General features: G+C 63.0%; 31 protein-coding genes. 12 read left to right on the top strand and 19 right to left on the bottom strand.

The genetic code is table 11. The features are described from left to right. Window positions 1-80 precede the first annotated feature (80 nt). The gene (gene grxD / locus ACQ4OD_RS22680) at window positions 81-416 is read left to right on the top strand and encodes a Grx4 family monothiol glutaredoxin (RefSeq protein WP_139669271.1); all 336 of its coding nucleotides are present in this window, start codon (window positions 81-83) and stop codon (window positions 414-416) included. Between the two features lie 70 nt (window positions 417-486). Here grxD and bfr read toward each other — a convergent pair whose 3' ends face one another. After that, window positions 487-960 (bottom strand): bacterioferritin, encoded by a 474-nt coding sequence (bfr, locus tag ACQ4OD_RS22675; RefSeq protein WP_046854451.1) that lies wholly within the window; start codon window positions 958-960, stop codon window positions 487-489. Window positions 961-1,161: 201 nt separating this feature from the next. Then, the gene (locus ACQ4OD_RS22670) at window positions 1,162-1,383 is read right to left on the bottom strand and encodes a bacterioferritin-associated ferredoxin (protein WP_046854452.1); all 222 of its coding nucleotides are present in this window, start codon (window positions 1,381-1,383) and stop codon (window positions 1,162-1,164) included. A 213-nt stretch (window positions 1,384-1,596) separates the two neighbouring features. Here ACQ4OD_RS22670 and ACQ4OD_RS22665 point away from each other — a divergent pair, with 213 nt between their 5' ends. Continuing rightward, window positions 1,597-2,199, top strand: coding sequence for a peroxiredoxin (locus ACQ4OD_RS22665; protein ID WP_003254945.1), 603 nt, complete (start codon window positions 1,597-1,599; stop codon window positions 2,197-2,199). A gap of 69 nt (window positions 2,200-2,268) precedes the next feature. Here ACQ4OD_RS22665 and rnt read toward each other — a convergent pair whose 3' ends face one another. Both rnt and pyrC read right to left on the bottom strand, forming a co-directional pair. Next, a complete protein-coding gene (gene rnt / locus ACQ4OD_RS22660; protein WP_225933324.1) occupies window positions 2,269-2,880 on the bottom strand; it encodes a ribonuclease T in 612 nt (203 codons plus the stop codon). A gap of 59 nt (window positions 2,881-2,939) precedes the next feature. Next, entirely contained in the window at window positions 2,940-3,986 is a 1,047-nt protein-coding gene (pyrC, locus tag ACQ4OD_RS22655; protein WP_198755605.1) for a dihydroorotase, read from the bottom strand. A gap of 130 nt (window positions 3,987-4,116) precedes the next feature. On the opposite strand from pyrC, the gene ACQ4OD_RS22650 reads away from it, so the two are divergent. Together ACQ4OD_RS22650 and ACQ4OD_RS22645 are read left to right on the top strand one after the other, a co-directional pair. After that, window positions 4,117-5,097 (top strand): flagellar protein MotY, encoded by a 981-nt coding sequence (locus ACQ4OD_RS22650; RefSeq protein ID WP_430944963.1) that lies wholly within the window; start codon window positions 4,117-4,119, stop codon window positions 5,095-5,097. 128 nt (window positions 5,098-5,225) lie between these two features. Further along, window positions 5,226-6,443, top strand: a complete 1,218-nt coding sequence (locus ACQ4OD_RS22645; RefSeq protein WP_139669275.1) for an argininosuccinate synthase — start codon at window positions 5,226-5,228, stop codon at window positions 6,441-6,443. Between the two features lie 43 nt (window positions 6,444-6,486). Here the strand turns inward: ACQ4OD_RS22645 and ACQ4OD_RS22640 are convergent, their stop codons facing one another. After that, window positions 6,487-6,948 (bottom strand): hypothetical protein, encoded by a 462-nt coding sequence (locus tag ACQ4OD_RS22640; RefSeq protein ID WP_102684767.1) that lies wholly within the window; start codon window positions 6,946-6,948, stop codon window positions 6,487-6,489. A gap of 373 nt (window positions 6,949-7,321) precedes the next feature. Here ACQ4OD_RS22640 and ACQ4OD_RS22635 point away from each other — a divergent pair, with 373 nt between their 5' ends. Beyond that, complete coding sequence (locus ACQ4OD_RS22635) at window positions 7,322-7,948, top strand: response regulator transcription factor (protein WP_102684768.1); 627 nt, start codon at window positions 7,322-7,324, stop codon at window positions 7,946-7,948. 45 nt (window positions 7,949-7,993) lie between these two features. On the opposite strand, the gene ACQ4OD_RS22630 is transcribed toward ACQ4OD_RS22635, so the two are convergent. The 7 genes from ACQ4OD_RS22630 to metG form a co-directional block, all read right to left on the bottom strand. After that, on the bottom strand, window positions 7,994-8,170 hold the full coding sequence (locus ACQ4OD_RS22630; RefSeq protein ID WP_023630757.1) for a PA3496 family putative envelope integrity protein: 177 nt from the start codon (window positions 8,168-8,170) through the stop codon (window positions 7,994-7,996). Window positions 8,171-8,274: 104 nt separating this feature from the next. Further along, window positions 8,275-8,913, bottom strand: coding sequence for an endonuclease III (gene nth, locus ACQ4OD_RS22625; RefSeq protein ID WP_430944962.1), 639 nt, complete (start codon window positions 8,911-8,913; stop codon window positions 8,275-8,277). A gap of 4 nt (window positions 8,914-8,917) precedes the next feature. Next, entirely contained in the window at window positions 8,918-9,442 is a 525-nt protein-coding gene (locus ACQ4OD_RS22620; RefSeq protein ID WP_102684770.1) for an Rnf-Nqr domain containing protein, read from the bottom strand. After that, a complete protein-coding gene (locus ACQ4OD_RS22615; protein WP_430944961.1) occupies window positions 9,439-10,050 on the bottom strand; it encodes an RnfABCDGE type electron transport complex subunit G in 612 nt (203 codons plus the stop codon). Before ACQ4OD_RS22615 ends, ACQ4OD_RS22620 begins: the two co-directional genes overlap by 4 nt. Beyond that, the gene (locus ACQ4OD_RS22610) at window positions 10,047-11,018 is read right to left on the bottom strand and encodes an RnfABCDGE type electron transport complex subunit D (RefSeq protein ID WP_139669284.1); all 972 of its coding nucleotides are present in this window, start codon (window positions 11,016-11,018) and stop codon (window positions 10,047-10,049) included. The genes ACQ4OD_RS22615 and ACQ4OD_RS22610 overlap by 4 nt, the downstream gene beginning before the upstream one ends. A 78-nt stretch (window positions 11,019-11,096) precedes the next feature. Beyond that, a complete protein-coding gene (locus ACQ4OD_RS22605) occupies window positions 11,097-11,645 on the bottom strand; it encodes an Rnf-Nqr domain containing protein (protein WP_139669286.1) in 549 nt (182 codons plus the stop codon). A gap of 101 nt (window positions 11,646-11,746) precedes the next feature. Then, window positions 11,747-13,789 carry a methionine--tRNA ligase gene (metG, locus tag ACQ4OD_RS22600; protein ID WP_139669288.1) on the bottom strand — a complete coding sequence of 681 codons (2,043 nt, stop codon included), beginning with the start codon at window positions 13,787-13,789 and terminating at the stop codon, window positions 11,747-11,749. Window positions 13,790-13,947: 158 nt separating this feature from the next. Between metG and apbC the strand changes: the two genes are divergently transcribed. Further along, the gene (apbC, locus tag ACQ4OD_RS22595) at window positions 13,948-15,042 is read left to right on the top strand and encodes an iron-sulfur cluster carrier protein ApbC (protein ID WP_102684775.1); all 1,095 of its coding nucleotides are present in this window, start codon (window positions 13,948-13,950) and stop codon (window positions 15,040-15,042) included. A 123-nt stretch (window positions 15,043-15,165) separates the two neighbouring features. On the opposite strand, the gene ACQ4OD_RS22590 is transcribed toward apbC, so the two are convergent. Then, window positions 15,166-15,375, bottom strand: coding sequence for a cold-shock protein (locus ACQ4OD_RS22590; protein WP_012273869.1), 210 nt, complete (start codon window positions 15,373-15,375; stop codon window positions 15,166-15,168). 327 nt (window positions 15,376-15,702) lie between these two features. Here ACQ4OD_RS22590 and dcd point away from each other — a divergent pair, with 327 nt between their 5' ends. Then, window positions 15,703-16,269: a dCTP deaminase gene (gene dcd, locus ACQ4OD_RS22585; protein ID WP_023630764.1), complete on the top strand. Its 567-nt coding sequence runs from the start codon at window positions 15,703-15,705 to the stop codon at window positions 16,267-16,269. A 97-nt stretch (window positions 16,270-16,366) separates the two neighbouring features. Next, the gene (locus tag ACQ4OD_RS22580; protein ID WP_102684776.1) at window positions 16,367-16,609 is read left to right on the top strand and encodes a hypothetical protein; all 243 of its coding nucleotides are present in this window, start codon (window positions 16,367-16,369) and stop codon (window positions 16,607-16,609) included. Window positions 16,610-16,615: 6 nt separating this feature from the next. Here ACQ4OD_RS22580 and ACQ4OD_RS22575 read toward each other — a convergent pair whose 3' ends face one another. The 6 genes from ACQ4OD_RS22575 to ACQ4OD_RS22550 form a co-directional block, all read right to left on the bottom strand. Next, complete coding sequence (locus ACQ4OD_RS22575; RefSeq protein WP_430944960.1) at window positions 16,616-17,731, bottom strand: succinylglutamate desuccinylase/aspartoacylase family protein; 1,116 nt, start codon at window positions 17,729-17,731, stop codon at window positions 16,616-16,618. 168 nt (window positions 17,732-17,899) lie between these two features. Beyond that, window positions 17,900-20,335, bottom strand: coding sequence for a penicillin acylase family protein (locus ACQ4OD_RS22570; protein ID WP_430944959.1), 2,436 nt, complete (start codon window positions 20,333-20,335; stop codon window positions 17,900-17,902). Between the two features lie 192 nt (window positions 20,336-20,527). Then, on the bottom strand, window positions 20,528-20,731 hold the full coding sequence (locus ACQ4OD_RS22565; protein WP_023632501.1) for an SEC-C metal-binding domain-containing protein: 204 nt from the start codon (window positions 20,729-20,731) through the stop codon (window positions 20,528-20,530). A gap of 7 nt (window positions 20,732-20,738) precedes the next feature. Continuing rightward, window positions 20,739-21,215 carry an LEA type 2 family protein gene (locus ACQ4OD_RS22560; RefSeq protein ID WP_430944958.1) on the bottom strand — a complete coding sequence of 159 codons (477 nt, stop codon included), beginning with the start codon at window positions 21,213-21,215 and terminating at the stop codon, window positions 20,739-20,741. Between the two features lie 2 nt (window positions 21,216-21,217). Then, window positions 21,218-21,694 (bottom strand): YchJ family protein, encoded by a 477-nt coding sequence (locus ACQ4OD_RS22555; RefSeq protein ID WP_102684780.1) that lies wholly within the window; start codon window positions 21,692-21,694, stop codon window positions 21,218-21,220. Between the two features lie 4 nt (window positions 21,695-21,698). Next, window positions 21,699-22,193 (bottom strand): DUF6231 family protein, encoded by a 495-nt coding sequence (locus ACQ4OD_RS22550; protein WP_198755598.1) that lies wholly within the window; start codon window positions 22,191-22,193, stop codon window positions 21,699-21,701. A 160-nt stretch (window positions 22,194-22,353) separates the two neighbouring features. Between ACQ4OD_RS22550 and ACQ4OD_RS22545 the strand changes: the two genes are divergently transcribed. The 4 genes from ACQ4OD_RS22545 to ACQ4OD_RS22530 all read left to right on the top strand — a co-directional run bounded on the left by ACQ4OD_RS22545 (window position 22,354) and on the right by ACQ4OD_RS22530 (window position 24,978). Beyond that, a complete protein-coding gene (locus ACQ4OD_RS22545; RefSeq protein WP_038706655.1) occupies window positions 22,354-23,046 on the top strand; it encodes an OmpA family protein in 693 nt (230 codons plus the stop codon). An 89-nt stretch (window positions 23,047-23,135) separates the two neighbouring features. After that, window positions 23,136-23,855: an OmpA family protein gene (locus ACQ4OD_RS22540; protein ID WP_102684783.1), complete on the top strand. Its 720-nt coding sequence runs from the start codon at window positions 23,136-23,138 to the stop codon at window positions 23,853-23,855. 96 nt (window positions 23,856-23,951) lie between these two features. Further along, window positions 23,952-24,227 carry a DUF1145 domain-containing protein gene (locus tag ACQ4OD_RS22535; protein ID WP_139669297.1) on the top strand — a complete coding sequence of 92 codons (276 nt, stop codon included), beginning with the start codon at window positions 23,952-23,954 and terminating at the stop codon, window positions 24,225-24,227. Further along, window positions 24,220-24,978, top strand: coding sequence for a collagen-like protein (locus tag ACQ4OD_RS22530; RefSeq protein ID WP_139669299.1), 759 nt, complete (start codon window positions 24,220-24,222; stop codon window positions 24,976-24,978). Before ACQ4OD_RS22535 ends, ACQ4OD_RS22530 begins: the two co-directional genes overlap by 8 nt. The last annotated feature ends 221 nt before the right edge of the window (window positions 24,979-25,199 follow it).

The following is a 25,199-nucleotide window of genomic DNA, read 5'->3' as shown; positions in this document are numbered from 1 at the left end:
GCCGAGCACGCCGCTCGGCTTTCCGATACAATGCGTCACCGTGCCGACGACCCAGTCGGAAAGTTCAGCCGAGGTGCTTCATGGATATCATCGATACAATCAAAGAGCAGATCGCCAACAACACCATTCTGCTTTACATGAAAGGTTCGCCGAATGCCCCGCAGTGCGGTTTCTCGGCCAAGGCTTCGCAGGCCGTGATGGGGTGTGGCGAGAAGTTCGCTTATGTCGACATCCTGCAGAACCCGGAAATCCGCGCCAACCTGCCCAAGTACGCCAACTGGCCTACCTTCCCGCAACTGTGGGTGGCGGGTGAGCTGGTCGGCGGCAGCGACATCATGATCGAGATGTTCGAAAAGGGTGAGCTGCAGGCGCTGATCAAGGATGCGGCCGCCAAGGCCAAGGCTTCCGAAGCCTGATTCCGGCGTTCTTCGCCAGCATGCAAAAGCCCCGCAATAGCGGGGCTTTTTGTTGTCGTCGATCGAGCAGTTACTCTTCGCCCATCTGCGACTGCAGGTAGTTCTCGATAGTGATCTTGTCGATCAGGCCCAGCTGAGTTTCCAGCCAGTCGATGTGCTCTTCCTGGTCTTCGAGGATGTCCTCGAGCACGTCACGCGAACCGAAATCGCCAGCGGTTTCGCAGTGGGCGATGGCGGCTTTCAGGTCGGCGTGGGCCTTTTTCTCAAGCTTCAGGTCGCAGTCGAGCATTTCCTTGGTGTGCTCGCCAATCATGAGCTTGCCCAGGTCCTGGACGTTGGGGATGCCTTCGAGGAAGAGGATGCGCTTGATCAGCTTGTCAGCATCCTTCATCGCCTGGATGGACTCTTTGTACTCGAGTTTGCCGATCTTGTTCAGGCCCCAATCTTCGTACATGCGCGCATGCAGGAAGTACTGGTTGATTGCGACCAGCTCGTTTCCGAGGACCTTGTTGAGATGCTGGATGACGCTTACGTCGCCTTTCATGATGGGGTCTGCCCTGTAGAAGTTGAGCCAATGCAAACAAGTTTGAGCCTCGCAACTATCTATGTCAAACCTAAGTTATTGAATAATAAGTGAAAATTAATCGGAATAAGAATGTTTGTGAACTGCGTTCGAACGCTAACTTATTGAATTGCAGGCATAAAAAAACCGGACACTAGGTCCGGTTCTTCAAATTTGGGGACATTACGCCGCGTTGAATTCAACGGGGTAGGGCAGGGCGGCCTGCTGGCTCAGTTGCAGCTCGGTGAGGGTTTCGCGCACCACCTGCTTGGCGAGGCAGGCGCACTTGCCGCACTGGCTGGCGACATTGGTGGCGGCTCGAACTTCCTTGTAGCTGCAGCATCCTTCGTAGATCGCATCGCGGATCTGTCCGTCGGTGACACCGACACAAAGACACACATACATAAAGGCTGACCATCGCGGGTTGATTCGATGGATTGGAGAGTAATGGTAATGAGAATGCTTGTCAAAACACATTGTGTAAGGTGCGTTCCAGAGCGACCGGCGGTTGAGATTCGGCCTGTCACGCAAAGCTGTGTATGATGGTCGGCCTTTGCTGGATCCGGGGGACGCGTTCCGCCCGGGCAAGGTTTTTCACCCCTCATCAGGAGAGATCGAATGAGCGTACTCGTTGGCAAAAAAGCCCCGGACTTCACCGTTCCAGCCGTGCTGGGCAACGGCGAGATCGTCGACAGCTTCAACCTGGCCTCGGCCATCAAGGGCAAGTACGGCCTGGTATTCTTCTACCCGCTGGACTTCACCTTCGTCTGCCCGTCCGAGCTGATCGCCCTGGACAACCGCATCCCTGACTTCCAGGCGCGCAACGTGGAAGTGATCGGCGTGTCGATCGACTCGCACTTCACTCACAACGCCTGGCGCAACACCCCGGTCAACAATGGCGGCATCGGCCAGGTCAAGTACACCCTGGCAGCCGACATGACCCACGAAATCTGCAAGGCCTACGACGTCGAGTCCGAAGGCGGCGTGGCCTTCCGTGGTGCCTTCCTGATCGACACCAACGGTGTTGTCCGCTCGCAGATCGTCAACGATCTGCCGCTGGGCCGCAACATGGACGAGCTGCTGCGCCTGGTCGACGCCCTGCAATTCCACGAAGAGCACGGCGAAGTCTGCCCGGCCAACTGGAAGAAAGGCGACAAGGGCATGAACGCTTCGCCGGAAGGTGTCGCGGCTTACCTGAGCGAGAACGCTGGCAAGCTGTAATTTGCCAAGCGCATGAAAAAACCGGCCCTGGTGGCCGGTTTTTTTATGCTTCAAGCTACAAGCGTGTGATCAGTCGTTGAAGTCGCGCCAGCCGCCCATCTCTTTCCAGCGATTGACGATGCCGCAGAACAGCTCGGCGGTCTTCTCGGTGTCGTAACGCGCCGAATGCGCCTCACGGCCGTCGAAGTCGATGTCTGCGCTCTGGCAGGCTCGGGCCAGCACGGTCTGGCCGTAGGCAAGGCCAGCGAGGGTGGCGGTATCGAAGCTGGAGAACGGGTGGAACGGGTTGCGCTTGATATCGTTGCGCGCCACCGCAGCATTGAGGAAACCCAAGTCGAAGCTACTGTTATGCCCCACCAGGATCGCCCGCTTGCAGCCATTGGCCTTCAGCGCCTTGCGCACGCCGCGGAAAATATCGGTCAGCGCGCTTTCCTCGCTCACCGCCATGCGCAGCGGGTGATCGAGCTTGATGCCGGTGAACTCCAGCGCGGCGGCCTCGATATTGGCGCCCTCGAACGGTTCGACCCGATGGAAGTAGGTGTGCTCGGGGAACAGGAAGCCCTTTTCATCCATGCCGATGGTGACGGCGGCAATCTCCAGCAGCGCGTCGGTAGCGCTGTTGAAGCCACCAGTCTCGACATCCACCACCACGGGCAGGTAGCCGCGGAAACGCTCGGCCATCGGATGGCGCGAGCCGCTGCTGACCTGGCTGTCCTGGTCGTCTTCGTACAGATCTTCGCTCACGCGTTGTCCTCCTGCAGGCGCCAGCGCAGTGTTTCACCAGCGCGCAGGGGAATGACGGTGGTGTCACCGAAGGGCAGGCTGTCCGGCGCTGTCCATTGCTCTCTCACCAGGGTGATGGTGTCGGTATTGCGCGGCAGGCCGTAGAAGTCAGGGCCATGCTTGCTGGCGAAGCCTTCGAGCTTGTCCAGCGCATTGCGCTGCTCGAACGCCTCGGCATACAACTCGATGGCGGCGTAGGCGGTGTAGCAGCCGGCGCAGCCGCAGGCGGCTTCCTTGGCATGCTTGGCATGAGGCGCCGAGTCGGTACCGAGGAAGAACTTCGGGTTGCCGCTGGTCGCGGCATCCAGCAACGCAACCTGGTGGGTGTTGCGCTTGAGGATCGGCAGGCAATAGAAGTGCGGGCGGATACCGCCGACCAGCATGTGGTTGCGGTTGTACAGCAGGTGCTGGGCGGTGATGGTGGCACCGACGTTGGCCGGCGCCTCGGTGACGAACTGCGCGGCGTCGGCGGTGGTGATGTGCTCGAACACCACTTTCAGGGTCGGGAAGCGCTCGACCAGGCGGCGCATGTGCTCGTCGATGAAGCGCTTCTCGCGGTCGAACACGTCGATTTCACTGCGCGTGACCTCACCATGCACTAGCAGGGGCATGCCGGTTTCGGCCAGGGCCTCGATTGCCGGGAAAATGTTGTCGATGCTGGTCACGCCCGAATCGGAGTTGGTGGTGGCGCCGGCCGGGTAGAGCTTGGCGGCGAACACGATCCCACTGGCCTTGGCGGCGCGGATGTCTTCCGGGCTGGTGCGGTCGGTAAGATACAGCACCATCAGTGGCTCGAAACGGCTGCCAGCGGGGCGTGCGGCAAGGATGCGGGCGCGGTAGGCATCGGCCTCGACGGCGTTGCGCACCGGCGGAACCAGGTTGGGCATGATGATGGCGCGGGCGAAGGTACGCGCCACGTCACCGACTGTGTGAGGCAGGACGGCACCATCGCGCAGATGGATGTGCCAGTCGTCGGGGCGCAGGAGGGTCAGGCGATCGGACATTGGAGATTCCAGGCGGGTCGAACTCAGAAGCCAATGCTACCGGAAAACCCCTGTTCGAGCACGGCTATCAAGTTTTCCGACGGGCGTCCGATAGCATTCAGGTAAGCCGTCAGAATCAGTGGAGCCGACCGTGCGCCAGCGTTACCTAGCCCTGTTCACCCTTGTCGCCAGCCTGCCGGCCGGGGCCATGACCTTCCAGACCCGCGTGGAGAACGTCGCCTGGAAAGTCGAGGGTGATCAGTTCGAATGTCGCTTGATCCAGCCGATCGACGGTTTCGGCAGCGGCGAGTTCGTGCGCCGTGCCGGCGAACAACCGACGTTCCAGCTGCGTTCGGACAGCAACGTCCTCGGCGCCGGTTCCGCCACCTTGCTGGCCGCCGCAGCCCCCTGGCAGCCAGGGCGGGGCGATATCAACCTTGGTGCGGTGCACATGGCCCGCACTGGCGTGCTGTTCACCTCCAGCCAGGGGCAGGCCAGCCGCCTGATCAATGGCCTGCTCGATGGCCGTAGCACGGTGGTGCGCAACTACCGGGGCGAGGGTGGCCGGCCGATGCAAGTGCAGGTGATGCCAGTCAGCTTCACCAAGGCCTACAGCGACTACCAACTGTGTGCTGCCAAGCTGCTGCCGATGAACTATGACCAGATCCGTCAGACCCAGGTCGGCTTCCCCGGTGGCGGTATCGAGCTGGACAGCTCGGCGCGCGCTCGCCTGGATGTGCTGCTCGATTATCTGAAGGCCGACCCGACGGTCAACCGCATCGAGCTCAACGGCCATTCCGACAACAGCGGCAACCGTCTGACCAACCGTGACACCTCGCGTCGACGGGCGCTGGCGGTTGCCGACTACCTCAAGGCCCATGGCGTGCCGGAAGAGCAGATCACCGTGCGGTTCCACGGCGAGCGCTATCCACTGGCGAAGAACAACTCTGCCGCCAACCGGGCGCGCAACCGCCGGGTGAACATCCAGCTCGAGCGTGTGACACCGGTCGAGAAACCGCTGGAGAAGCCGGCGCCACCGGTTGCGCCGGCGGCTCCGGCACCCGCGGCTACCGCACCTGCGCCTGCGACGCCTGCGGCCGCTGCCACCCAGCCCGCGCCTGCGAAATCCTGAGTGCGACAGCGGGTCGCGCTCTCGACAATTCCTGTCGCTTTGTCGTCACAAGCTGTCGCCCCATTGTAAATTTTTCGGCAAGGCCGGTAGAATCATCGGCTTTCCGTACAACCCCGTGGAGTGATGGCATGGCGGACGTAAAAAAGGTCGTATTGGCGTATTCCGGCGGCCTTGATACTTCGGTGATTCTCAAGTGGCTGCAGGACACCTACAACTGTGAAGTGGTGACCTTCACCGCTGACCTCGGCCAGGGCGAGGAGGTCGAGCCGGCCCGCGCCAAGGCCCAGGCGATGGGCGTGAAAGAAATCTACATCGACGACCTGCGCGAAGAGTTCGTGCGTGATTTCGTCTTCCCGATGTTCCGCGCCAACACCGTCTACGAAGGCGAGTACCTGCTGGGTACTTCCATCGCCCGCCCGCTGATCGCCAAGCGCCTGATCGAAATCGCCAACGAAACCGGCGCCGACGCCATTTCCCACGGTGCCACCGGCAAGGGTAACGACCAGGTGCGTTTCGAGCTGGGTGCCTATGCGCTCAAGCCGGGCGTCAAGGTCATCGCGCCATGGCGTGAGTGGGACCTGCTGTCCCGCGAGAAGCTGATGGACTATGCCGAGAAGCACGGTATCCCGATCGAGCGCCACGGCAAGAAGAAGTCGCCGTACTCGATGGACGCCAACCTGCTGCACATTTCCTACGAAGGCGGTGTCCTGGAAGATACCTGGACCGAGCACGAGGAAGACATGTGGAAATGGAGCGTCTCTCCGGAGAGCGCCCCGGACCAGGCCACCTACATCGAGCTGACCTACCGCAACGGTGACATCGTCGCCATCGACGGTGTCGAGAAGACCCCGGCCACCGTGCTGGCCGAGCTCAACCGCATTGGCGGCGCCAACGGCATCGGTCGCCTGGATATCGTCGAGAACCGCTATGTCGGCATGAAGTCGCGCGGTTGCTACGAGACCCCAGGCGGCACCATCATGCTCAAGGCTCACCGCGCCATCGAGTCGATCACCCTGGACCGCGAAGTCGCTCACCTGAAGGATGAGCTGATGCCTAAGTACGCCAGCCTGATCTACACCGGCTACTGGTGGAGCCCGGAGCGTCTGATGCTGCAGCAGATGATCGACGCCTCGCAGCTCAATGTGAATGGCGTTGTTCGCCTGAAGCTGTACAAGGGCAATGTCACCGTCGTGGGGCGCAAGTCGGACGATTCTCTGTTCGATGCCAACATTGCGACCTTCGAGGAAGACGGCGGGGCTTACAACCAAGCCGATGCCGCGGGCTTCATCAAGCTCAATGCATTGCGTATGCGTATCGCGGCCAACAAAGGCCGTTCGCTGCTGTAAGCAGCCACGAGCGTACGAAAAACCCGGCCTTGGCCGGGTTTTTTCATGCCTGGGTTTCTGCTTCGGTGGCGGTCCCGGTCTCGTCATCCTGCATGGGCACGGCTGAGAGATGGATACAGGTGCGCGTATCCAGGTTGTACAGCACCCAGCGTCGTTGTCGCCCGTGGGGGCGATCGATCATTCGCAGTACATGGTTTTCGATGATCTTCTGACTGTCGGCTCCGGAAATGGCGATGATCATCGCGCCTTTGCTCCCTGAGACAGGTGTGCGTAAAGGCTTGCGGGCGCTGCGGGCATTGCTGTCAGGTGCAAACAGCGAGCGAGTGTTGAAGTTGAGGGTAAGAAAGAAAAGTACGGTGAGGAAGAACGGGAAGCCCACCAGGAACCAGGTGTACAGGGTCTGGCTGTCTTCGCTGAGGAACGGGAGTGATGCCAGGGCAGACGCTTCGATCACGCCGGCAAAGACAGCGATAAGGGTCAACGGACTGATGGGGTCGCGGTTCATGATGAGGGCCTGGTGATGCTTTGCCCATCTGTAGCGTGTTTTCCCCACTGTAATTAAGCGTGCCTCATTTCCCTCCCTGGCCAAGTCGCCGCGCTCGACGCCTACCTTTATCCAGTGTGTACAGTCGAATTTTCCCGCGTGAAGTGTGACTCAATGGCACTTGGATCCAATTCTTCCGGCTGTTACTTTCTGAATCGTTGCGACGAACCTGTATCTATTACATTTTGTGAAAGGGGTAGTGCGTAGGAAGAGTCTCTATTAATTGTAGGCCGCTTCTTTCGGTGAATTTACCAGGGAAACCGCTGCATAAATAATCGTTATGCTCGGGTGTGGTGGTCTATCGAACTAAAAATAACGTATCAATGGGAATCGCATGAATAAAGTGCTGATCGTGGATGATCACCCGGTCATTCGCCTGGCCGTACGCATGCTGATGGAACGGCATGGCTACGAAGTGGTGGCGGAGAGTGACAATGGTGTGGATGCCCTGCAACTGACGCGGGAGTATCTGCCGGATATTGTCATTCTGGATATCGGGATCCCCAAACTGGATGGGCTGGAAGTGATTGCGCGGATGACGCTGGCGAGCCCGGCGAGCAAGGTGTTGGTACTGACTTCCCAGGCCCCGGGGCACTTCTCGATGCGCTGCATGCAAGCGGGAGCGGCAGGTTATGTCTGCAAGCAACAGGAGTTGACCGAGCTGCTCAGTGCCATCAAGGCCGTGATGTCCGGCTACAGCTATTTCCCCAACCAGGCATTGCACAAGGGGCGCTCGGGCACGGGAGGCGCCACGGAAATGGAGATGGTCGAGCGGCTTTCCGGCCGGGAGATGATGGTGCTCCAGCAACTGGCCCGGGGCAAGAGCAACAAGGAGATCGCCGACAGCATGTTCCTCAGCAACAAGACAGTCAGTACCTACAAGACTCGCCTGCTGCTCAAGTTGAATGCCCGCTCGTTGGTGGACCTGATCGAACTCGCCCAGCGCCATGGGCTGGCCTGAGCCCTATTGAAAAGCCTCCGTTCAGGAGGCTTTTGCATGTCTGCGTTACAGATCGTAGTCGAAGTCGGCCAGCTGTTTCTGCAGGCGTCGCTCCTCGAGCATGTTGTCGATGGTGCGGCGCTTGCTGAGGTTGGTCTTGGCCGGTTCGGCCTGCGGCTCCACGTCGTCGTCCGTACTTTGGAAGTCGTCATCGTTTGCCAAGTCTTCTTTATCGGTGCTCATGCGTCACTCCAAGCCAAAGGGCCATTGGCCGTCCTTATAACGGGAATCGCAGAGCGGGTAAAAAAGATTTTTTCAATCGCCTTGTGCTGTTGTCAGCTATTGCTTCAATCGTCCGAGGTCTTGAACTTGTATTCGCACAGGTCCTCGATTCGGCAGCTGCCACAGCGCGGTTTCCGAGCCTGGCAGACATAACGGCCATGCAGGATCAGCCAATGGTGGGCGTCGAGCAGAAAGTCCTTGGGCACGAACTTGAGCAATTTCTTTTCGACGTCTAGAACGGTCTTGCCCGGCGCGATACCGGTGCGGTTGCTGACTCGGAAGATATGCGTATCGACGGCCATGGCCAGTTGGCGAAAGGCAGTGTTGAGCACTACGTTGGCGGTCTTGCGCCCAACGCCGGGCAGGGCTTCCAGCGCTTCGCGGCTCTGCGGGACTTCACCTGCGTGCAGTTCGACCAGCAGGCGACAGGTCTCGATGACATTCCTGGCCTTGCTGTTGTACAGCCCGATGGTCTTGATGTACCCGCTCAGGCCTTCGACACCCAGGGCGTGGATGGCCTGCGGCGTATTGGCGACCGGGAACAGGCGCGCGGTAGCCTTGTTGACGCCGACGTCCGTCGCCTGGGCCGAAAGGATCACGGCGATCAGTAGTTCGAAGGGGGTGGAGTAGGCCAGTTCGGTCTTGGGTTCGGGATTGTCTTCATGCAGCCTGCGAAAGATCTCCAGGCGTTTGGCGGCATTCATGGGGTCAACGGCTTCCTTGACGGCTAGGGGAGGTGGTCGATGGGCGCAGGTGATTGTACAAGCCCAGCAGCAGGCCGAGCAGTATCAAGGCGCCTGGGGCTAGCGTGGCAATGTGCAGGCCGAGATCGTCGGCGAGCACTTGTCGACAGGCACCCAGGGCAAGGCCGGCCACCAGGAGCCCGCCCAGGCCGCGACACAGTTGGCGATAGCGGTACTGCTGTGGCAGCAACTGTTCGCAGGCCAGGCAGGGCAGGGCCAGTAACAGCGGGTAGGGGGCAAGCTCCTCGGCCAGGGGCAGGGTCCACGCCCGCAGCCCGAGGTGCAGACAGGTTACCAAGCTGGCCGTCATCACAGCGCTCGCCCACAGGCTGGCGCCCTGAGCAAGGTGGCGACGCAGTGGTGCCATCAGCGCCTGATGCAGGCCTGTCAGCAGGCAAGCGCAAAGGCTGATGGAGATCGCCTGGACAATGGTCCGGGTTGCGCCGAGCAGCGGTACCAGGCTGATCATCAGTAGCCAGAACCTGCTCATGGGCGCGCCTCGCCGAGCAGTGCGGGGCGGTGGTCGTCGAAATAGCGCAGCGCATCCTGGATCGCCGCGATGACTGCTCGAGAGGTTACCGTTGCCCCGGCCAGTTGATCGAACGCGCCCTGGTCACGTTTGATCGCCCAGGCCTGCTCGGGTGTATTTTCCTGTGCCCGGCCGATGAACTGGTCGAGCCATTGACGCGCCGGGTCTGCCAGTTGGTCGCCCAGGCCTGGGCTTTCCTGTTGCTCGAGTACACGCATGCCGACCAGGCGGCCCTGGGTGTTGATGGCGATGACCATTTCGATGGCGCCGCCATAGCCCTGGAACCTGTTGTGCAGCAGGATGGCGGTTGGGGCTCCCGCCAGCGTGACGCGATAAGCGGCCAACAGGTGGCTATGGCGCAGGCTGGTATCTGCCAGGGCCAAGGCTGTTTGCAAGGGCTGGTTGTCATAGCTACCTGGCGGCAGCACTGTCAGCCACTGCTGTTCATGCCACTGGCGCTGGGCCTGCGCAATAGGTTTGGCAGTGAAGCGTTGCCAGGCCAAAGTCGTGACAACGGCCAGCACTGCCAGCAGTGACAGGCACGCGGCGCTGCGCCAGCGGGCACTCACGGGCAGGCCTGCTGGCGACGCTCCGCCCAGCGATCCAGGGACGGTGCGGCAAGGTTCATCAGCAGAATGGCGAATGCCGTGCCATCGACAAAGCTGCCCCACGTACGGATCAGGTAGATCAGCAGGCCGGCGCTGGCACCGAACAGCAGACGGGCCAGTGGCTGCCTGCAACCAGATACCGGTTCGGTGGCGATGAAGAACGCGGCCAGCATGGTCGAGCCTGACAGCAGGTGCAGCAATGGTGAGCCATTGGAGTCGGAGCCTGAGCCGTTCCAGCCCAGCAGGCTGAACAGAAACAAGGCGCCGAGCAAGCCGATGGGCGCGTGCCAGGTGAAGACCTTGCGTTGCATCAGAAATAGCCCGCCGAGCAGGAAGGCGAGGTTGACCCATTCGCTGGCGCTCCCACCGATATGGCCAAAGGCCGAATGGCTGGCAAACAGTTCGTCGATGGTCAGGCTGCGGTTATGGCGCAGCACGTCGAGTACCGTGGGGCTGGCCCAGGCATCGATGCGATCGCCGGTACCCAGGCTCAGGTTCAGGCTGTCCAGCAACCCGGCGGTCTGGCCAGGCCAGTGGTTCATCTGCAAGGGGAAGCTCAGCAGGACGAACGCATAGCCCACCATGGCCGGGTTGAACAGGTTGCGTCCCACTCCCCCGAAGGCTTGTTTGCCCAGGCCAATGGCAACACAGGCTGCCATCAGCGGCAGCCACCAAGGGGCGTGAATGGGCAGGGCGGCGGCCAGCAGGACGGCGGTGACCAGCGCGCTGCCATCGCCCAGGGCCGAGACCACCGGCAGCTTGCGCCAGCTCAGCAGCAAGGCCTCGGTGGCCAGCGCCGCGCAACTGCTCAGCAGCAGGTTGATCAGCACGCCCCAGCCATGCAGCCAGAACAGCGCCAGCAGGCCAGGGGTGCAGGCCAGCAGCACCAGTTGCATGGCGCTGCGCAGGCGCGGATCAGGTGGCGGCATGGGCCTGCAGCTCCTCGAGGTATTGCCGGGCAATGTTTTGCAGGGCCGGCAGCAAGACGTCGATGTGTAGAGACAGATTCATTGGGTGAACAGTCCGTTGAGTCCCGAAAACGCCATGGCCATCACCCCGGCACCGATCAGTTGAATAGGCAGGCCGCGTAACGCTGCGGGTACCTCGGCTTGGCGGCTGCGCATATCTAGGTCCGCATACAGCACCAGCGCGAGCCAGAAGCCCAAAGCGGCAACGAGGGGCCACGCCAGCAGGCGCCAGCCGCGCATGTCGTCATGGGACAGTTGCACCAGCAAGCCTAGCACCACGGCATTTGCGCTCAGCAGGCCCGACAGGCCTTGTGTGGGCCAGTCCGGGCGCAGGCGCTGGAGCAGGTTCGGCAGCGCCCAGGCCAATGCCGCCAGCAACGGCAGGAAGACCAACAGCTGAAGGTCCTGCAACTGCAATGGCACGAGCAGTTGTTGGCACAGCCAGGCGCCGATTGGCAGTGCCATGAGGATCAGCAGGGCGGAGCACAGGCCCAGCGCATGCAGGCGCACACGCTCGACCGGCTCTGCCTGCAGGACCAGGTGATTGACCAGCGCGGCGCTGACCAGGACCAGAACGTAGTCACTCATGGAGGTGCCGACGGCGGGACGATGGCGCCATTATCCGGCAGCGGACGGCAGATGCAAATGCCCCGGCCAGGGGGCCGGGGCATATTGGTTGCCTGATTTGGTTACTTGATGCGCTGGCCTGGCTTGGCACCGCTGTCGGGGCTGAGCAGGTAGATCTCCTCGCCGCCCGGGCCGGCTGCCATGACCATGCCCTCGGAAACACCGAAGCGCATCTTCCGTGGCTTGAGGTTGGCCACCATCATGGTCAGGCGGCCTTCCAGCTGGGATGGATCCGGGTAGGCCGACTTGATGCCCGAGAACACATTGCGACGCTCATCACCGATGTCCAGGGTCAATTGCAGCAGCTTGTCGGCACCCGGCACGGCTTCGGCCTTGACGATCAATGCCACGCGCAGGTCGACTGCGGCGAAGGTGTCGAACTCGATCTCGGCCGACAGCGGGTCTTTGGCCAGCTCGCCATTGCCCGCCGGGGCGGTGTTGGCCTCGGCGGCCAGCAGGTCTTCCTTGCTGGCGGCAATCATTGCTTCGACCTTGGCCGGTTCGATGCGGCTCATCAGCGCCTTGAACGGCTTGAGCTGGTGATTTTCCAGGCGCGACTGGTGGTCGTTCCAGGTCAACGGCGCGACATTGAGGAAGGCCTCGGCGTCGCTGGCCAGCACCGGCAGGACCGGCTTGAGGTAGATCACCAGCTGGCGGAACAGGTTGACGCCCTGGGCGCAGATGGCCTGTACCTCGTCCTGCTTGCCTTCCTGCTTGGCCAGCGACCACGGGGCCTTGTCGGCGATCCAGGCGTTGGCGCGATCGGCCAGGGCCATGATCTCGCGCATCGCGCGCCCGAAATCGCGGGCTTCATAGGCCTCGGCAATCGACGGGGCGGCCGCGAGGAAGGCTTCGGTCAGCTCCGGCGCGGCATCACCGGCGACCATCACGCCGTCATTGCCCTTGTGGATGAAGCCGGCGCAGCGGCTGGCGATGTTGACCACCTTGCCGACCAGGTCGGAGTTGACCTTCTGCACGAAATCCTCGAGGTTCAGGTCGAGGTCGTCGACGCCGCGGCCCAGCTTGGCGGCGTAGTAGTAACGCAGGTATTCCGGCTGCAGATGATCGAGGTAGGTGCGCGCCTTGATGAAGGTGCCGCGCGACTTGGACATCTTCGCGCCATTGACGGTCAGGTAGCCGTGCACGTTGACCGCGGTCGGCTTGCGCAGGCCCGCGCCTTCGAGCATGGCCGGCCAGAACAGGGCGTGGAAGTTGACGATGTCCTTGCCAATGAAGTGGTACAGCTCGGCCGTGGAGTCTTCTTTCCAGAAGGCGTCGAAGTCCAGTTCCGGCCGGCGCGCGCAAAGGTTCTTGAAGCTGGCCATGTAGCCGATCGGCGCGTCCAGCCAGACGTAGAAGTACTTGCCAGGCTCGCCCGGGATCTCGAAACCGAAGTACGGGGCGTCGCGGGAGATGTCCCATTCCTGCAGGCCAGAGTCCAGCCACTCGGCGAGCTTGTTGGCCACGGCGTCCTGCAGGGTGCCGCTGCGGGTCCACTGCTGCAGCATGGCCTGGAAGTCGGGCAGCTTGAAGAAGAAGTGCTGGGAGTCACGCAGCACCGGCGTGGCGCCGGAGATTGCCGACTTGGGGTTCTTCAGCTCGGTCGGGGCGTAGGTGGCGCCGCATTTTTCGCAGTTGTCGCCGTACTGGTCCTCGGCCGCGCACTTGGGGCAGGTGCCCTTGATGAAGCGGTCGGCGAGGAACATGCCCTTTTCAGGATCGAAGTACTGGGTGACCGAACGGGTGGCAATATGCCCGGCATCGCGCAGGCGCGTGTAGATCAGGCTCGACAGCTCGCGGTTCTCTTCGCTGTGCGTGGAGTGGTAGTTGTCGAAGTCGACCAGGAAGTCGGCGAAGTCGGCGCTGTGCTCGGCCTGGACGTTGGCGATCAGTTGCTCGGGCGTGATGCCTTCCTTTTCAGCGCGCAGCATGATGGCCGAGCCGTGGGCGTCGTCGGCGCAGACATAGATGCACTGGTTACCGCGCAGCTTCTGGTAGCGCACCCACATGTCCGTCTGGATGTATTCGAGCATGTGACCAAGGTGGATCGATCCATTGGCATAGGGCAGGGCGCTGGTGACGAGAATCTGACGTGGCTCGGACATGGTGGCTCGGCTACTTATCTGGCTACGGGGTAAAAATGAGGGTGATCGGCCACTATAAAGGGCTGGCGAATATATTTCACCCCAACAACGCATCCGCTGACGATTGACGGGTTAGCATAGGCACCTGTTTCGTATTCAGTTTGCCAATGGGAGCCTCCATGAGTGCCGTTACCCGTGCCGCCGTCGAAGGCGTGCTTCGCCAGTACACCGACCCCTACCTGAACCAGGATCCGGTCAGCGCCGGTTGCGTGCGCGCCATCGATATCCAGGGCGGGCAGGTCAATGTGCAGTTGCAGTTGGGTTATGCCGCCGGGCTGTTCAAGGGGGGCTGGGCGCAGGTGCTGCAAACTGCCATCGAGAACCTCGACGGCGTGAGCTCGGCCTCGGTCGGCATCGACTGTGTGATCGCCACCCACAAGGCCCAGGCTCAGGTGCCGGCCATGGCCAACGTCAAGAACATCGTCGCCGTGGCCTCGGGCAAGGGTGGGGTCGGCAAGTCGACTACTGCCGCCAACCTGGCCCTGGCCCTGGCCCGCGAGGGTGCCCGGGTGGGGATACTCGACGCCGACATCTATGGCCCCAGCCAGGGTGTGATGTTCGGCATCCCCGAGGGCACCCGCCCGCAGGTGCGCGAGCAGAAGTGGTTCGTGCCGATCAAGGCCCATGGCGTCGAGGTCATGTCCATGGCCTTCCTCACTGATGACAACACGCCCATGGTCTGGCGCGGCCCGATGGTCTCGGGCGCGTTGCTGCAGCTGGTGACCCAGACCGCCTGGGACGACCTCGACTACCTGGTGATCGACATGCCGCCAGGCACCGGCGATATCCAGCTGACCCTGGCGCAGAAGGTGCCGGTGGCGGGCTCTGTCATCGTCACCACCCCGCAGGATCTGGCGCTGCTGGATGCCAAGAAGGGCGTGGAGATGTTCCGCAAGGTCAACATCCCGGTGCTGGGTGTGGTGGAGAACATGGCGGTGCACATCTGCTCCAACTGCGGCCATGCCGAGCACCTGTTCGGCGAAGGTGGCGGCGAGAAGCTGGCGGCCCAGTACGGTGTCGAACTGCTGGCGTCGTTGCCGCTGTCGATGCTTATCCGCGAGCAGGCCGACAGTGGCAAGCCGACCGCGATTGCCGAGCCGGAGAGCCAGATCGCCATGGTCTACCAGGAGCTGGCGCGGCAGGTGGGGGCACGAATAGTGTTGCAGGAAGCGGCGGCGCCGGCGATGCCGAGCATCACCATCAGCGAGGACTGAGGTTCAGGCAATCATGTGGGGGCGGGCCAGCTCGCTTCCACGATGGTGTGCGGGCGACTGACTCAGGCACAAAAAAACCCGCCAATGGCGGGTTTTTTTTGAAAGCTAGGAAGCGAGATCGACTTAGGCGATCTGAACTTCTTCAGCCTGCATGCCTTTCTGGCCGCGGGTAGCGACGAAAGTAACAGCCTGGCCTTCTTTCAGGGTTTTGAAGCCGTCAGCTTGGATGGCTTTGAAGTGCACGAACAGGTCGTCACCCGACTGAGGGGTGATGAAGCCGTAGCCTTTCTCATCGTTGAACCACTTAACGGTACCGTTTTGACGGTTGGACATGTTTCTGTCTCCTTGGACAAAGTTGATTACGGTCAGGAAGTACCCTGCCCGGGACTGAGTGCAAAGAGAGCAGAAAATTCAGCGATGGGCCGATGATAATCGTGCATCAAACTAGAGATTCTCGGTGTCACGTGCAGCACAGTGGCGCCACCTTAACCCACTTTCCACGACCTGCCAATGGTCAAGGAGCGCTTTGATGAATTTCGGATCGGCGGCCGGTGCAGGCCCCGTCTGGCGCGGGATGGGCAAGGAAACTTTAACCCGCGCGCCGGGACCGGTAAGATGCGCATCTCGTTTTTCACCTTGCACTCTTCAGGACACCCCGCCATGAGCATCAAATCGGACAAGTGGATTCGCCGCATGGCGCAGGAACACGGCATGATCGAACCGTTCGTCGAGCGCCAGGTGCGCGGCGAGCACGACAGCCGGGTCATCTCCTTCGGCGTCTCCAGCTACGGCTACGACGTGCGTTGCGCCGACGAATTCAAGGTGTTCACCAACATCAACTCGGCCACCGTCGACCCGAAGAACTTCGATGCCGGCAGCTTCGTCGACATCAAGAGCGACGTGTGCATCATCCCGCCGAACTCCTTTGCCCTGGCCCGTACCGTCGAGTACTTCCGTATTCCGCGTGACGTGCTGACCATCTGCCTGGGCAAGAGCACCTACGCGCGCTGCGGCATCATCGTCAACGTCACTCCTCTCGAGCCCGAGTGGGAAGGCCATGTGACGCTGGAGTTTTCCAACACCACCACGCTGCCGGCGAAGATCTACGCCAACGAAGGCGTGGCGCAGATGCTGTTCCTGCAGTCCGACGAGGAGTGCGAAGTGTCGTACAAGGACCGCGGCGGCAAGTATCAGGGCCAGCGCGGCGTCACCTTGCCGCGCACCTGAGCCGACAAAGCGCGGGAATTGTTTCCGCGCCCGGCACTCCAACGAGTGAACAGTTCCGGCGCGCATGACGTGCGCCGGCTCTCGTCAGGAGCCCCCCATGAAAATCGATCCCGCAATCAGTGCCAAGCTGGCCGTCCTGCAGCCGAACCAGATCGGATTGCTAGCCTGGTCGCTGCTGGCCCATCCGCCGACACACACGCCACTGCCCATGCGCGCAGGCGGAGTGCCTCACCAGCCTGATCCCGACACGCCCCAGCCGCCGCAGCCTGGCGAGCAGCCACCGATGGAGCCGGGCGAGCCGACCCTGCCCGATGAGCCGCCTCCCGCTCCTGTGGCCTGACGTCGCTCAGTTGCCCAGCAGGTAACCGCTGCGGCAAACCTGCTCGCCTGCCACATGGGCGACCACCATGCCCGCGGTGGCCATGCGCCTGATGCTGCGGGCATAGAGCAGCCCGGCCTGGCTATTGCGCAAGGGCGTTACCCGGTCGCTGAGCGGGTCGATGACCTCGGCGATCAGCGCTCCGGCTTGCAGGTACTGCCCGGGGCTGGCATGGAACACCAGCAACCCGCCAAGCGGTGCCATGACCGGTTCCACCGCCGCCAGCGGCGTGGCCGGATGGCGCAAAGCGGGCAAGGGCGCCGGTTGGCCTTCGATGACGCCGGCGTGGGTCAGGAAGTCGAGGATCGCCTGGCAGTCCTGGGTGGCCAGGGCGTGGCTGACATCGGCCTGGCCGCGCAACTCGATGGTCACCGAAAAACTGCCCAGGGGGATCGGGAAGCGTTTGCCGAAGCGCTGCTGCAACTGCCACCACACCAGGCTGAAACACTCATCGAACGATTGCCCGCCCGAGTCGGTGGCCAGCAGGCTGGCCTGGACGCCCAGGTAGCGGGCCAGCGGTTCGACCTCGGGCCAGGCCTCGGGCGTGGTGTACAGGTGCTCGACGGCTTCGAAGTCGCAATGCAGGTCGAGCACCATGTCGGCGTCGCAGGCCAGGCGCTGCAGGGTCAGGCGCTGGGAGTGCAGCGGCGTGTGCGCGGGGTGGGCATCCAGGCCCCGGCGCAGGTATTCACGGATCAGCGCGAGGTTGTGGGCCGGGTCCTGGGAGAGGTGGCCTTCGATCTGGTCGCCGATGCTGTCCGACAGGTCGACGAACCTGCGGTTGAAGTTCTCGCCGCTTTGCAGCTCGAAGCGCCCCAGTGGCGCGTCCAGCAACACCTGCTCGAGGCCGACCGGGTTGGCCACCGGTACCAGGATGATCTCCTTGCGCAACCGGCCCTGCTGCTCCATGTCCCCAAGCCGCTGCTTGAGATGCCAGGCCACCAGCATGCCCGGCAGCTCGTCGGCATGCAGCGAGGCCTGGATGTACACCTTGCCGGCGCCACGTGGGCCGAAATGGAAGCTGTGCAGCTGGCGGGCGATACCCGGGACAGGGGAGAGCAGGTCGTGGGTCGAGTGGTGCATGGTGGTCCTGATGTCAGCGTTGTAGGGCGAAGGCTGGGATCAAGGATAGAAGCATAACTTCGGGGGCGGCGCACTATTCACATAGGAGAGCGCAAGAGGATGGGGCAGTGACCATGGGATCGAGCACCGCGCGCGGCGCTCGATTTTGCTGGCTCTGGTCTCTGAGACCTATTTGCCAGGCACCAGCGTCAACCGCTGGCTGCCGTAGGCCCGGGCAAAATTCTGCGGTTGCAGCGGCAGGCTGGTGAAGCGGCCCTTGAACCAGGCGTCGAGCCCATCGCTGTAATGGCGGCTGGCCGGATTGCCGGACTGGCCGTTGCTGGTCAGCAGCTGCAGCGGTTCGGTCTGCCCGAAATCAACGATCATCCGCGCCGAGGCCGGCAGTTGGGCGTCGAAGCTGCTCCCCCAGGCATAAGGCGTCAGGGCCAGGGTGCTGAAGTCGCCACCCGCCGCCAGGGGCGCGCGCTCGAGCTTGTCGCCCAGGCCGTGATAGGCCGGTGCCGGCCAGCGGTACTGATGCAGCTTGCCCCACTGCCAGGCGCGGCGGTCGGCGCCGAGTTGTGTGGTGCCGGCATCCACCGCCGCAGCCAGGCTGCGGGCGAGGATGGTGGGCTTGTCTTCTTTTTGCGGCGTGCCGCGATCGTCCCAGAACGGGCTGTCCTCGCGTCCCAGCAGGTGGTCGGCCTGGGCGGAGTAGGAAAGCTTGGCATTGCCGATGAACGCTTGCCATGTCGGGCTGGATTCCGGGCCCAGTTCATCGAGGAAAGTCTGGCGAGTGACCGCCTGGAGGAACAGTTCGTACAGCGCGGCATCGGCCGACACCGGGCTTAGCCGGCCATCGAAGGCCTTCAGCCGCGCCAGGGCGTCGCGAGCCTTGTCGCGCTGGGCGCCAGGCAGGGCGTCGATGGCCTGCTTGAGCGGCTGGGCCATGCCGGGGGCGTCGAACATCTGCTTGAGCTTGTCGGCCAGCAGGGTCACCTGATCGTTCTGCAGAGCCATCAGGCTGCGGCTGTCGTGGCGACCGTTGCCGGCCAGTTGGGCCATGCGCTCGGCGCGCTCGGGGTAATACCAGCTGCTCGACAGCTGCATGCCATAGCCCTTGGGCAGGCTGCGCTGGTTGGCGTGGCCGATGAAGCCGGCGGGCGGGTCCTGATCGTAGGGGTGCAGCATTGCATCGGCGTAACCATCCCAGTCATAGCGCCCGTCCCAGCCCGGCGAGGGCAGCAGGCCCTGGCCTTCACGGCGGTTGGGATAGCGTCCGCTGACCTGCCAACCGATATGCTGGGGCTCGGCGAACACGAAGTTCAGCGCTGCCGCACCGACCTCGCGGGTGCTGTCGAAGGCACGCTCGATGTTTTGCGCGCGGGTCAGGTCGAACAGCGCATCGAGGCTGCGATCATCCTTGAGCAGCGGTAGATGCAGGGCCAGGGCCAGGCTGCCATGCCCCGGCAACAGGGTGCCGTGGCGGGTGTCGTACATCACCTCGCGCTGGGGGCGCTGGCCGCGAACGAAGAAGGTCTCGTTGCGGGCACGCGCCGGTTGCCACTTGCCGTCGGCGAGGTAGGTCAGCTGGGTGCCCTGGCGGCGCACCTGCTCGAGGAACAGGTCCTGGTTGTCGGCCATCACCGCGCTGCTGCTCCAGGCCAGCTTGCCGTTGTAGCCGGCCAGCACGATCGGCAGCCCTGGCAGCGACAGGCCGGCGACCTGATACTTGCCGGTGTGGATCTGCACCGGGCTCAGTGCCCAGGCGGCGCGGCTGTCGCTGGCCAGCAGGCTCTTGCCGGCACGGCTGCGCTGGGGCGACAGCGCCAGGTTGCTCGAGCCGGGGGCACCCAGCAGGCCGAGGTCGGCCAATTGCTGGCCAGTGGCGGTGAGCGCGCCCAGGCCCGGCAGCTGGCTGGCCAAGTTCAGGCCCTTGAGTTTGTCGACTTCGCTGTCGGCCAGGGGTTCGTCCGGAGCGCCGGGCAGCAGCCAGACCAGCTTGTCGGCACCCACCTTCTGCGCCAGGGTCAATGCCGACAGTTCCTCCTGCAGGTTCACCGACTGGCTGAAGGCGTAGAGGCTGAAGATCAGCGCTGAATCCTCGGGTTTCCAGTATTCCGGGCGATAGCCGCTGCGAGCGAGTTCGCCCGGCAGCTTGTCGCGATAGCGGAACAGGTAGGCGTTGACCCCGCGGGCATAGACTTCGAAGAAGCGCTTCAGGCGCGGCGAGGCATCGGCATAGAGCTGACCGGCACTCTGCTTGAGATTGGCCGCGCGCATCAGCCGGTCGATCGCCAGGGCGTCGGCTCCAGCCAGTTCGGCCAGGCGCCCCTGGGCCAACAGGCGCATGGCGGCCATCTGCTCGATGCGATCCCCGGCATGCAGGTAGCCCAGGCTGAACAGCGCATCATGGAAGTTGCCGCTTTCGATCAGCGGCGCGCCCATTGCGTTACGCCGTACCGAGACGTTCTGCGCCAGACCCCTGAGCGGTTGCACGCCGCTGTTGGGCAGGACGCTGTCCTGGTAGCCACCCATCTGGCAGCCGCCCAGCGCGAGCAGGCCAAGCAACGCGGCAGCACTGCCGAGGCGGAGAGGGAAGGGTGGAAGGACGGGGGCGGCCATGGCTGGATTCCTGCAGGGCGTGGCGGGGTTCTGAAAGGCGCTAAGGTAGTGAGCGCGCAGTCGCCGTGCAAGGTGCCGGGGAGCTTTATTTACCAGTGGTCATGCTGGAGCGGGTTGATCATGGGCCAAGCCCGTTCCCGCGACGATTTGCCTGGGAGTGGGCTTGGCCCTGAACACGTGCGCTGACGTTGATCAGGCGCCGTGGCACTTCTTGAATTTCTTCTCGCTGCCGCACGGGCAAGGGTCGTTGCGGCCGACGTCCTTCAGGGCGTTGCGCACTGGCTCCTGATGGCCGTGGTTGCAGTGCGGGCCATGCACATGGCCGTGGTCGTGGTGATGGTCGTGACCGTGATCGTGATCGCAGTCGGGGCCATGGACATGGGGTTGTTGGGTCATTGCAGCGTTACTCCGGTTTAAGATCGCCGGGGATTATCTCACCCCTTTGCCTCAAGTGCAGGTCCCGATGCACGATCAGCCCGGTGGCCAGTTCGCCGCGTAGTTGATACTGCAAGGGTTGTCCGCTTTTGAGCAGCTTTGCCAGAGGCTTGAGGTGCTGCCAGAGATTGGTCCGCACGGTGATCTTGAAGGTGCGCCGGGCATGGCCGCCAACGCTGCGCCACAGGCTGGCCTCGTCTTCGGCCAGCAACAGGTCGCCGAGGTGTACAGAATAGGCCAGGTGGCGGATGAACAGGCGGCTGTCGTTGGGGTTGTCGACGCGCAGGTGCAGAACGAACTCCTGCTGGTGCAGGCGCACCTTCACCGGTTCCACCTCGAGCAGGTGCAACTGTGGTTCGCGCCAGGTATCAGCGCCCCAGCTGGCGCAGCCCGCCAATCCGCCCAGCAGCAGGCTGAGCGAGAGCAGGCGAGCCAGGGTGCGCATGCTCAACTACCGAAGTAACTGGCGCAGCATTTCTTGAACTTCTGCCCGCTGGCGCAGGGGCAGGGGTCGTTGCGTCCGGCCTTGAGGGGCGCGGTCGGGTCGATGAAATACCAGCGTCCGGCATGCTGGACGAATGCCGAGCGCTCGCGGTGCTGGTGATCGCCCTCAAGGTCGTGCCAGCGCGCGGTGAACGTGACGAAGGCATGCTCGGGCTGTCCGCCCAGCACCTCGGCGCCCTCTACCTCCAGGCCCAGCCAGGTGCTCTGCGCGCTCCAGGCCGCCATGGCGGCGCGGTCCAGGCCTGGACGCTGGGCCGGCAGGGTGGTAGCCACCAGGTAATCCACCAGGCCCAGCACATAGGCGCTGTAGCGTGAACGCATCAGCGTCTGGGCATCCGGCGCTGGTGTTCCACTGTGATAGTGCCCGCAGCAGGTATCGAGCAGGTTGCCACTGCCGCAGGGGCAGATCGAGACACTCATTCGGTCACCACCAGTACTTGCCGAAGTTTTCGGGGTTGGCCCAGAACTTGGCATTGAGCCAGTCCGGGACTTGTTTGTAGTCATGCAGATCATAGGTGAACAGGCTCAATACCTGTTCATCGCGCTGGAACTGCTCGCTGGCCGAGAGCGCCAGCGAGTAGAAATCGGTGGGCTGCCAGCCGCAGGCGGTCAGGTCGGCCAGCACTGCGACGCGGCTGGCGTTGAGGTTGCGGATGCCGCCCAGCAGCTCCAGGCCGGTGCGCTTGGGCAGGTGCTCCAGGCAATCGACCAGTACCGCCAGGTCGAAGCGCCGGGCTGCCTGTTCGGCAGGCAGCGGGCCGGGTGCGGCAACTTCGATGCGGGTATCGGGATGGGCGGTGGCGAAGGCTTCCAGGGCAGGGAAGCGGCTGCCCACCAGCAGCAAGTGGCGCGGGGTGAAGCGTTCCAGCAGGGCGGCCAGTGCCTGCTGGGGCGTGCGTTGGGAGAAAGCGTCGGTCATTGCCATTCCTCGTTCAGGTCGCTCAAGACTAACGGTCCCAGGCCAGCGGGCAAAGGGGCGCGCGGCTGCGGCGTGGCTTATTGCTGGCAGAGCGGGAAGCGCCGGTCTTTACTCCCAGAGCATCGGTTTTCTACCGATTCCCCCTAGGAGAAGCAACAAGATGAGCATAGTACGCACAGCGATACCCCTGGTTCTGCTCACCAGTGTGTTGACTGGTTGTGCAGGTTTGCAGAAAACCGACTGGCCGAAGTGTGCTGCCGTCGGGGGCGTGGGCGGCGCGGCCCTGGGCGCGATCGAGAGCTCCAGCTGGGCCGGCTGGGGCGCCTTGCTCGGTGGCGGCCTGGCGGCGGGTTACTGCTGGGCCCATGGCGACGGTGATGAAGACGGCGACGGCGTACCGGACAGCCGCGACAAGTGCCCGGGCACCCCGCGCGGCGTGCAGGTCGACGCCAATGGCTGCCCGCCGGAGCCGGCGCCGGTGGTCGAGGAAGTCGTGGTACAGAAGGAAGAAGTCATCGTCATCCGTGACGTGCATTTCGAGTTTGACTCGGCACGCCTGACGGCCACCGACAAGGAGCGCCTGAACACCATCGCCACGCGGCTCAAGCAGGAAGCCCCGAGCGCGCGCCTGAGCGTTTCCGGCCACACCGACAGCGTCGGTTCCGACAGCTACAACCAGAAGCTCTCCGAGCGCCGCGCCCAGTCGGTGACCAACTACCTGGTCGAAAGCGGTGTGCCACGTGCCAGCTTCGTCTCGGTGGTGGGGGCGGGTGAAACGCAGCCGGTCGCCGACAACGCCACAGCCGACGGGCGTGCCATGAACCGTCGAACCGAGATCAAGATCCAGCGTTGATGGCGACGTGCCCGCGCCTTGAGAAGTGGCGTGGGCACGTCTTTACTCCTGTGTGACCGGTAGCGGCCGGTGACACAGGAGCATTCACCATGCGTGTTTTGTCGAAAGCGGCACTGCCGTTGGTGGTAGCCACGAGCCTGCTGGCAGGTTGCGCCACCCACAGCGATGGCAGCGCGCCCCTCAATCAAAGGACCTGGCCCATCTGCAGCCTGCTTGGCGGCCTGGTCGGTGGCGGCCTGGGTGCCATCGAAAGTTCCAGCTGGGCGGCTGGTGCCGGCGTTGCCGGTGCGATTGCCGGTGGCCTGATCTGTTATGCCCAGGATGGCGACGAGGATGGCGATGGCGTTTTCGACCGCCGCGACCGCTGCCCGGATACTCCGGCCGGTACCCAGGTCAACCATATGGGCTGCCCATTGCCGCAGTATCCAGCCGCCGCACCGCAGCCGGAGCCTGCGGCGACCTCGGAGGTGATCACCCTCGATGATCAGGGCCAGGTGCTGTTCGCCTTCGATTCCGCCGAACTCACCCAAGGTGCACAGCAGCGCCTGCAGGGCTTGCTGCCCAAGCTCAACGACCCCAGTGTGGCCAGTGTCAAGGTGATCGGTTTCACTGACAGCGTGGGCTCCGACAGTTACAACCAGCGCCTGTCCGAGCGCCGTGCCAGCGGTGTTGCCGAGTACCTGATCAGCCAGGGCCTGGCGCCGAACAAGGTGACCAGCCAGGGCCGTGGCGAGAGTGAGCCGGTGGCCGACAATGACACTGATGAAGGCCGCTCACGCAACCGACGGGTGGAACTGCACCTGAACTGACTCCTCTGGCGCATGCCCCGGCAGTAGGGTTACTGTTGCCGGCGCGGTCCGCTCGAACGGACCGTGCCGGCATAACAAAAATCATGGGGGCGGGGTATGAAGTTCATCCTGGGCCTGGGCAAGGCTCTGACAGTGGCGTTCTGGGGTGTGGTGCTGTTCAACCTGTTCATGCCACAGCCATTGCCGCTCAATCTGCTGATCAATGCCGCAGGTATCGTCCTGCTGTCGCTGCATGTGCTCGAGGTGCTGTTCTTCAATGGCAGCTTGCGTGGGCGCAGTCACCGCTGGTTCGACCGCTTGCAGATTCTGTTGACCGGCATCTTCCATGTCATGTCCATCCCCCGGTCGCAGGAGGCGCCGAGCCATGCGTAAACTGATTTTGCTGGCCGTACTGGCCACACCCTTGGCCCAGGCCGAGAGCCTGGAGGTTGCTGCCCATTCGATGCTGCGCCTGCCGAACAAGGCGGCCAGCGTGCACCTGGAGCACCTGCGAGTGGCCGACTCGGCGACCTTGTTGCTACCGGCCAGCCTTACCGAGCTGAAGATCGACCGGCTCGAACTGGGGCGCGATGCGCGCATCGCCATCGCGCCGGCCGAGCGCGACCTGAGCATCGAGGCGTTGACGGCTCGGCTGGGCGAGGGTAGCGAATTCAGTGCGCCAGGGGCGCCCGGAAGCTACGAGCGGCCCGCGCGGCCGGGGCGTAACCTGGATCTGCGGTTGCAGGCGCTGGAAGCGGACCGGCTATCGATCGACGCCCGGGGCGGGGCTGGGGCGCCGGGGTATGTCGGGCTCGACGGCGCCAATGGCAAGCCGGGGGGCTGCACCTGGGGGCAGGCCAGTCGTGGGGCCAATGGTGATGATGGTGGCAACGGGCATGATGGGGCCCCCGGTGGGCGAGTTCGTCTGGCGGTGCCTGAAGGGTTTGCGCAGGAGCGGATTATGGTGCGACTTGATGGTGGTGCGCCTGGTAAGGCGGGGGCTGCCGGGAAGGCTGGGGCAGGTGGGGCTAGTAAGGGGTGTCTGGTTTATCGGACCGATGCTGGGGGGAATGGGCGGCCTGGGCAGGCCGGGCAGCCTGGGTTGGCTGGGGCCTCGGGGGAGTTGATTCTTCAGCGGCTTTGAGTTTTTTTGGGGTGGCGTTGTTTGGTTGTTTGGTTGTTTGGTTGTTTGGTTGTTTGGTTGTTTGATTGTTTGATTGTTTGATTGTTTGATTGTTTGATTGTTTGATTGTTTGATTGTTTGATTGTTTGGTTAGTTGGTTAGTTGGTGTTGAAAGTTGTATGTGCATTCATTTGCGATGTCGACGCTTATTCACCTTTCCGCCCTTACGGCGGCTTACTTTG

Source organism: Pseudomonas sp. WC1, from assembly GCF_050586565.1.
In the GTDB taxonomy this organism is placed as follows: Bacteria; Pseudomonadota; Gammaproteobacteria; order Pseudomonadales; family Pseudomonadaceae; genus Aquipseudomonas.
The sequence above is the reverse complement of the archived record's forward strand: the minus strand, read 5'-3'. Positions and strand labels throughout refer to the sequence as shown.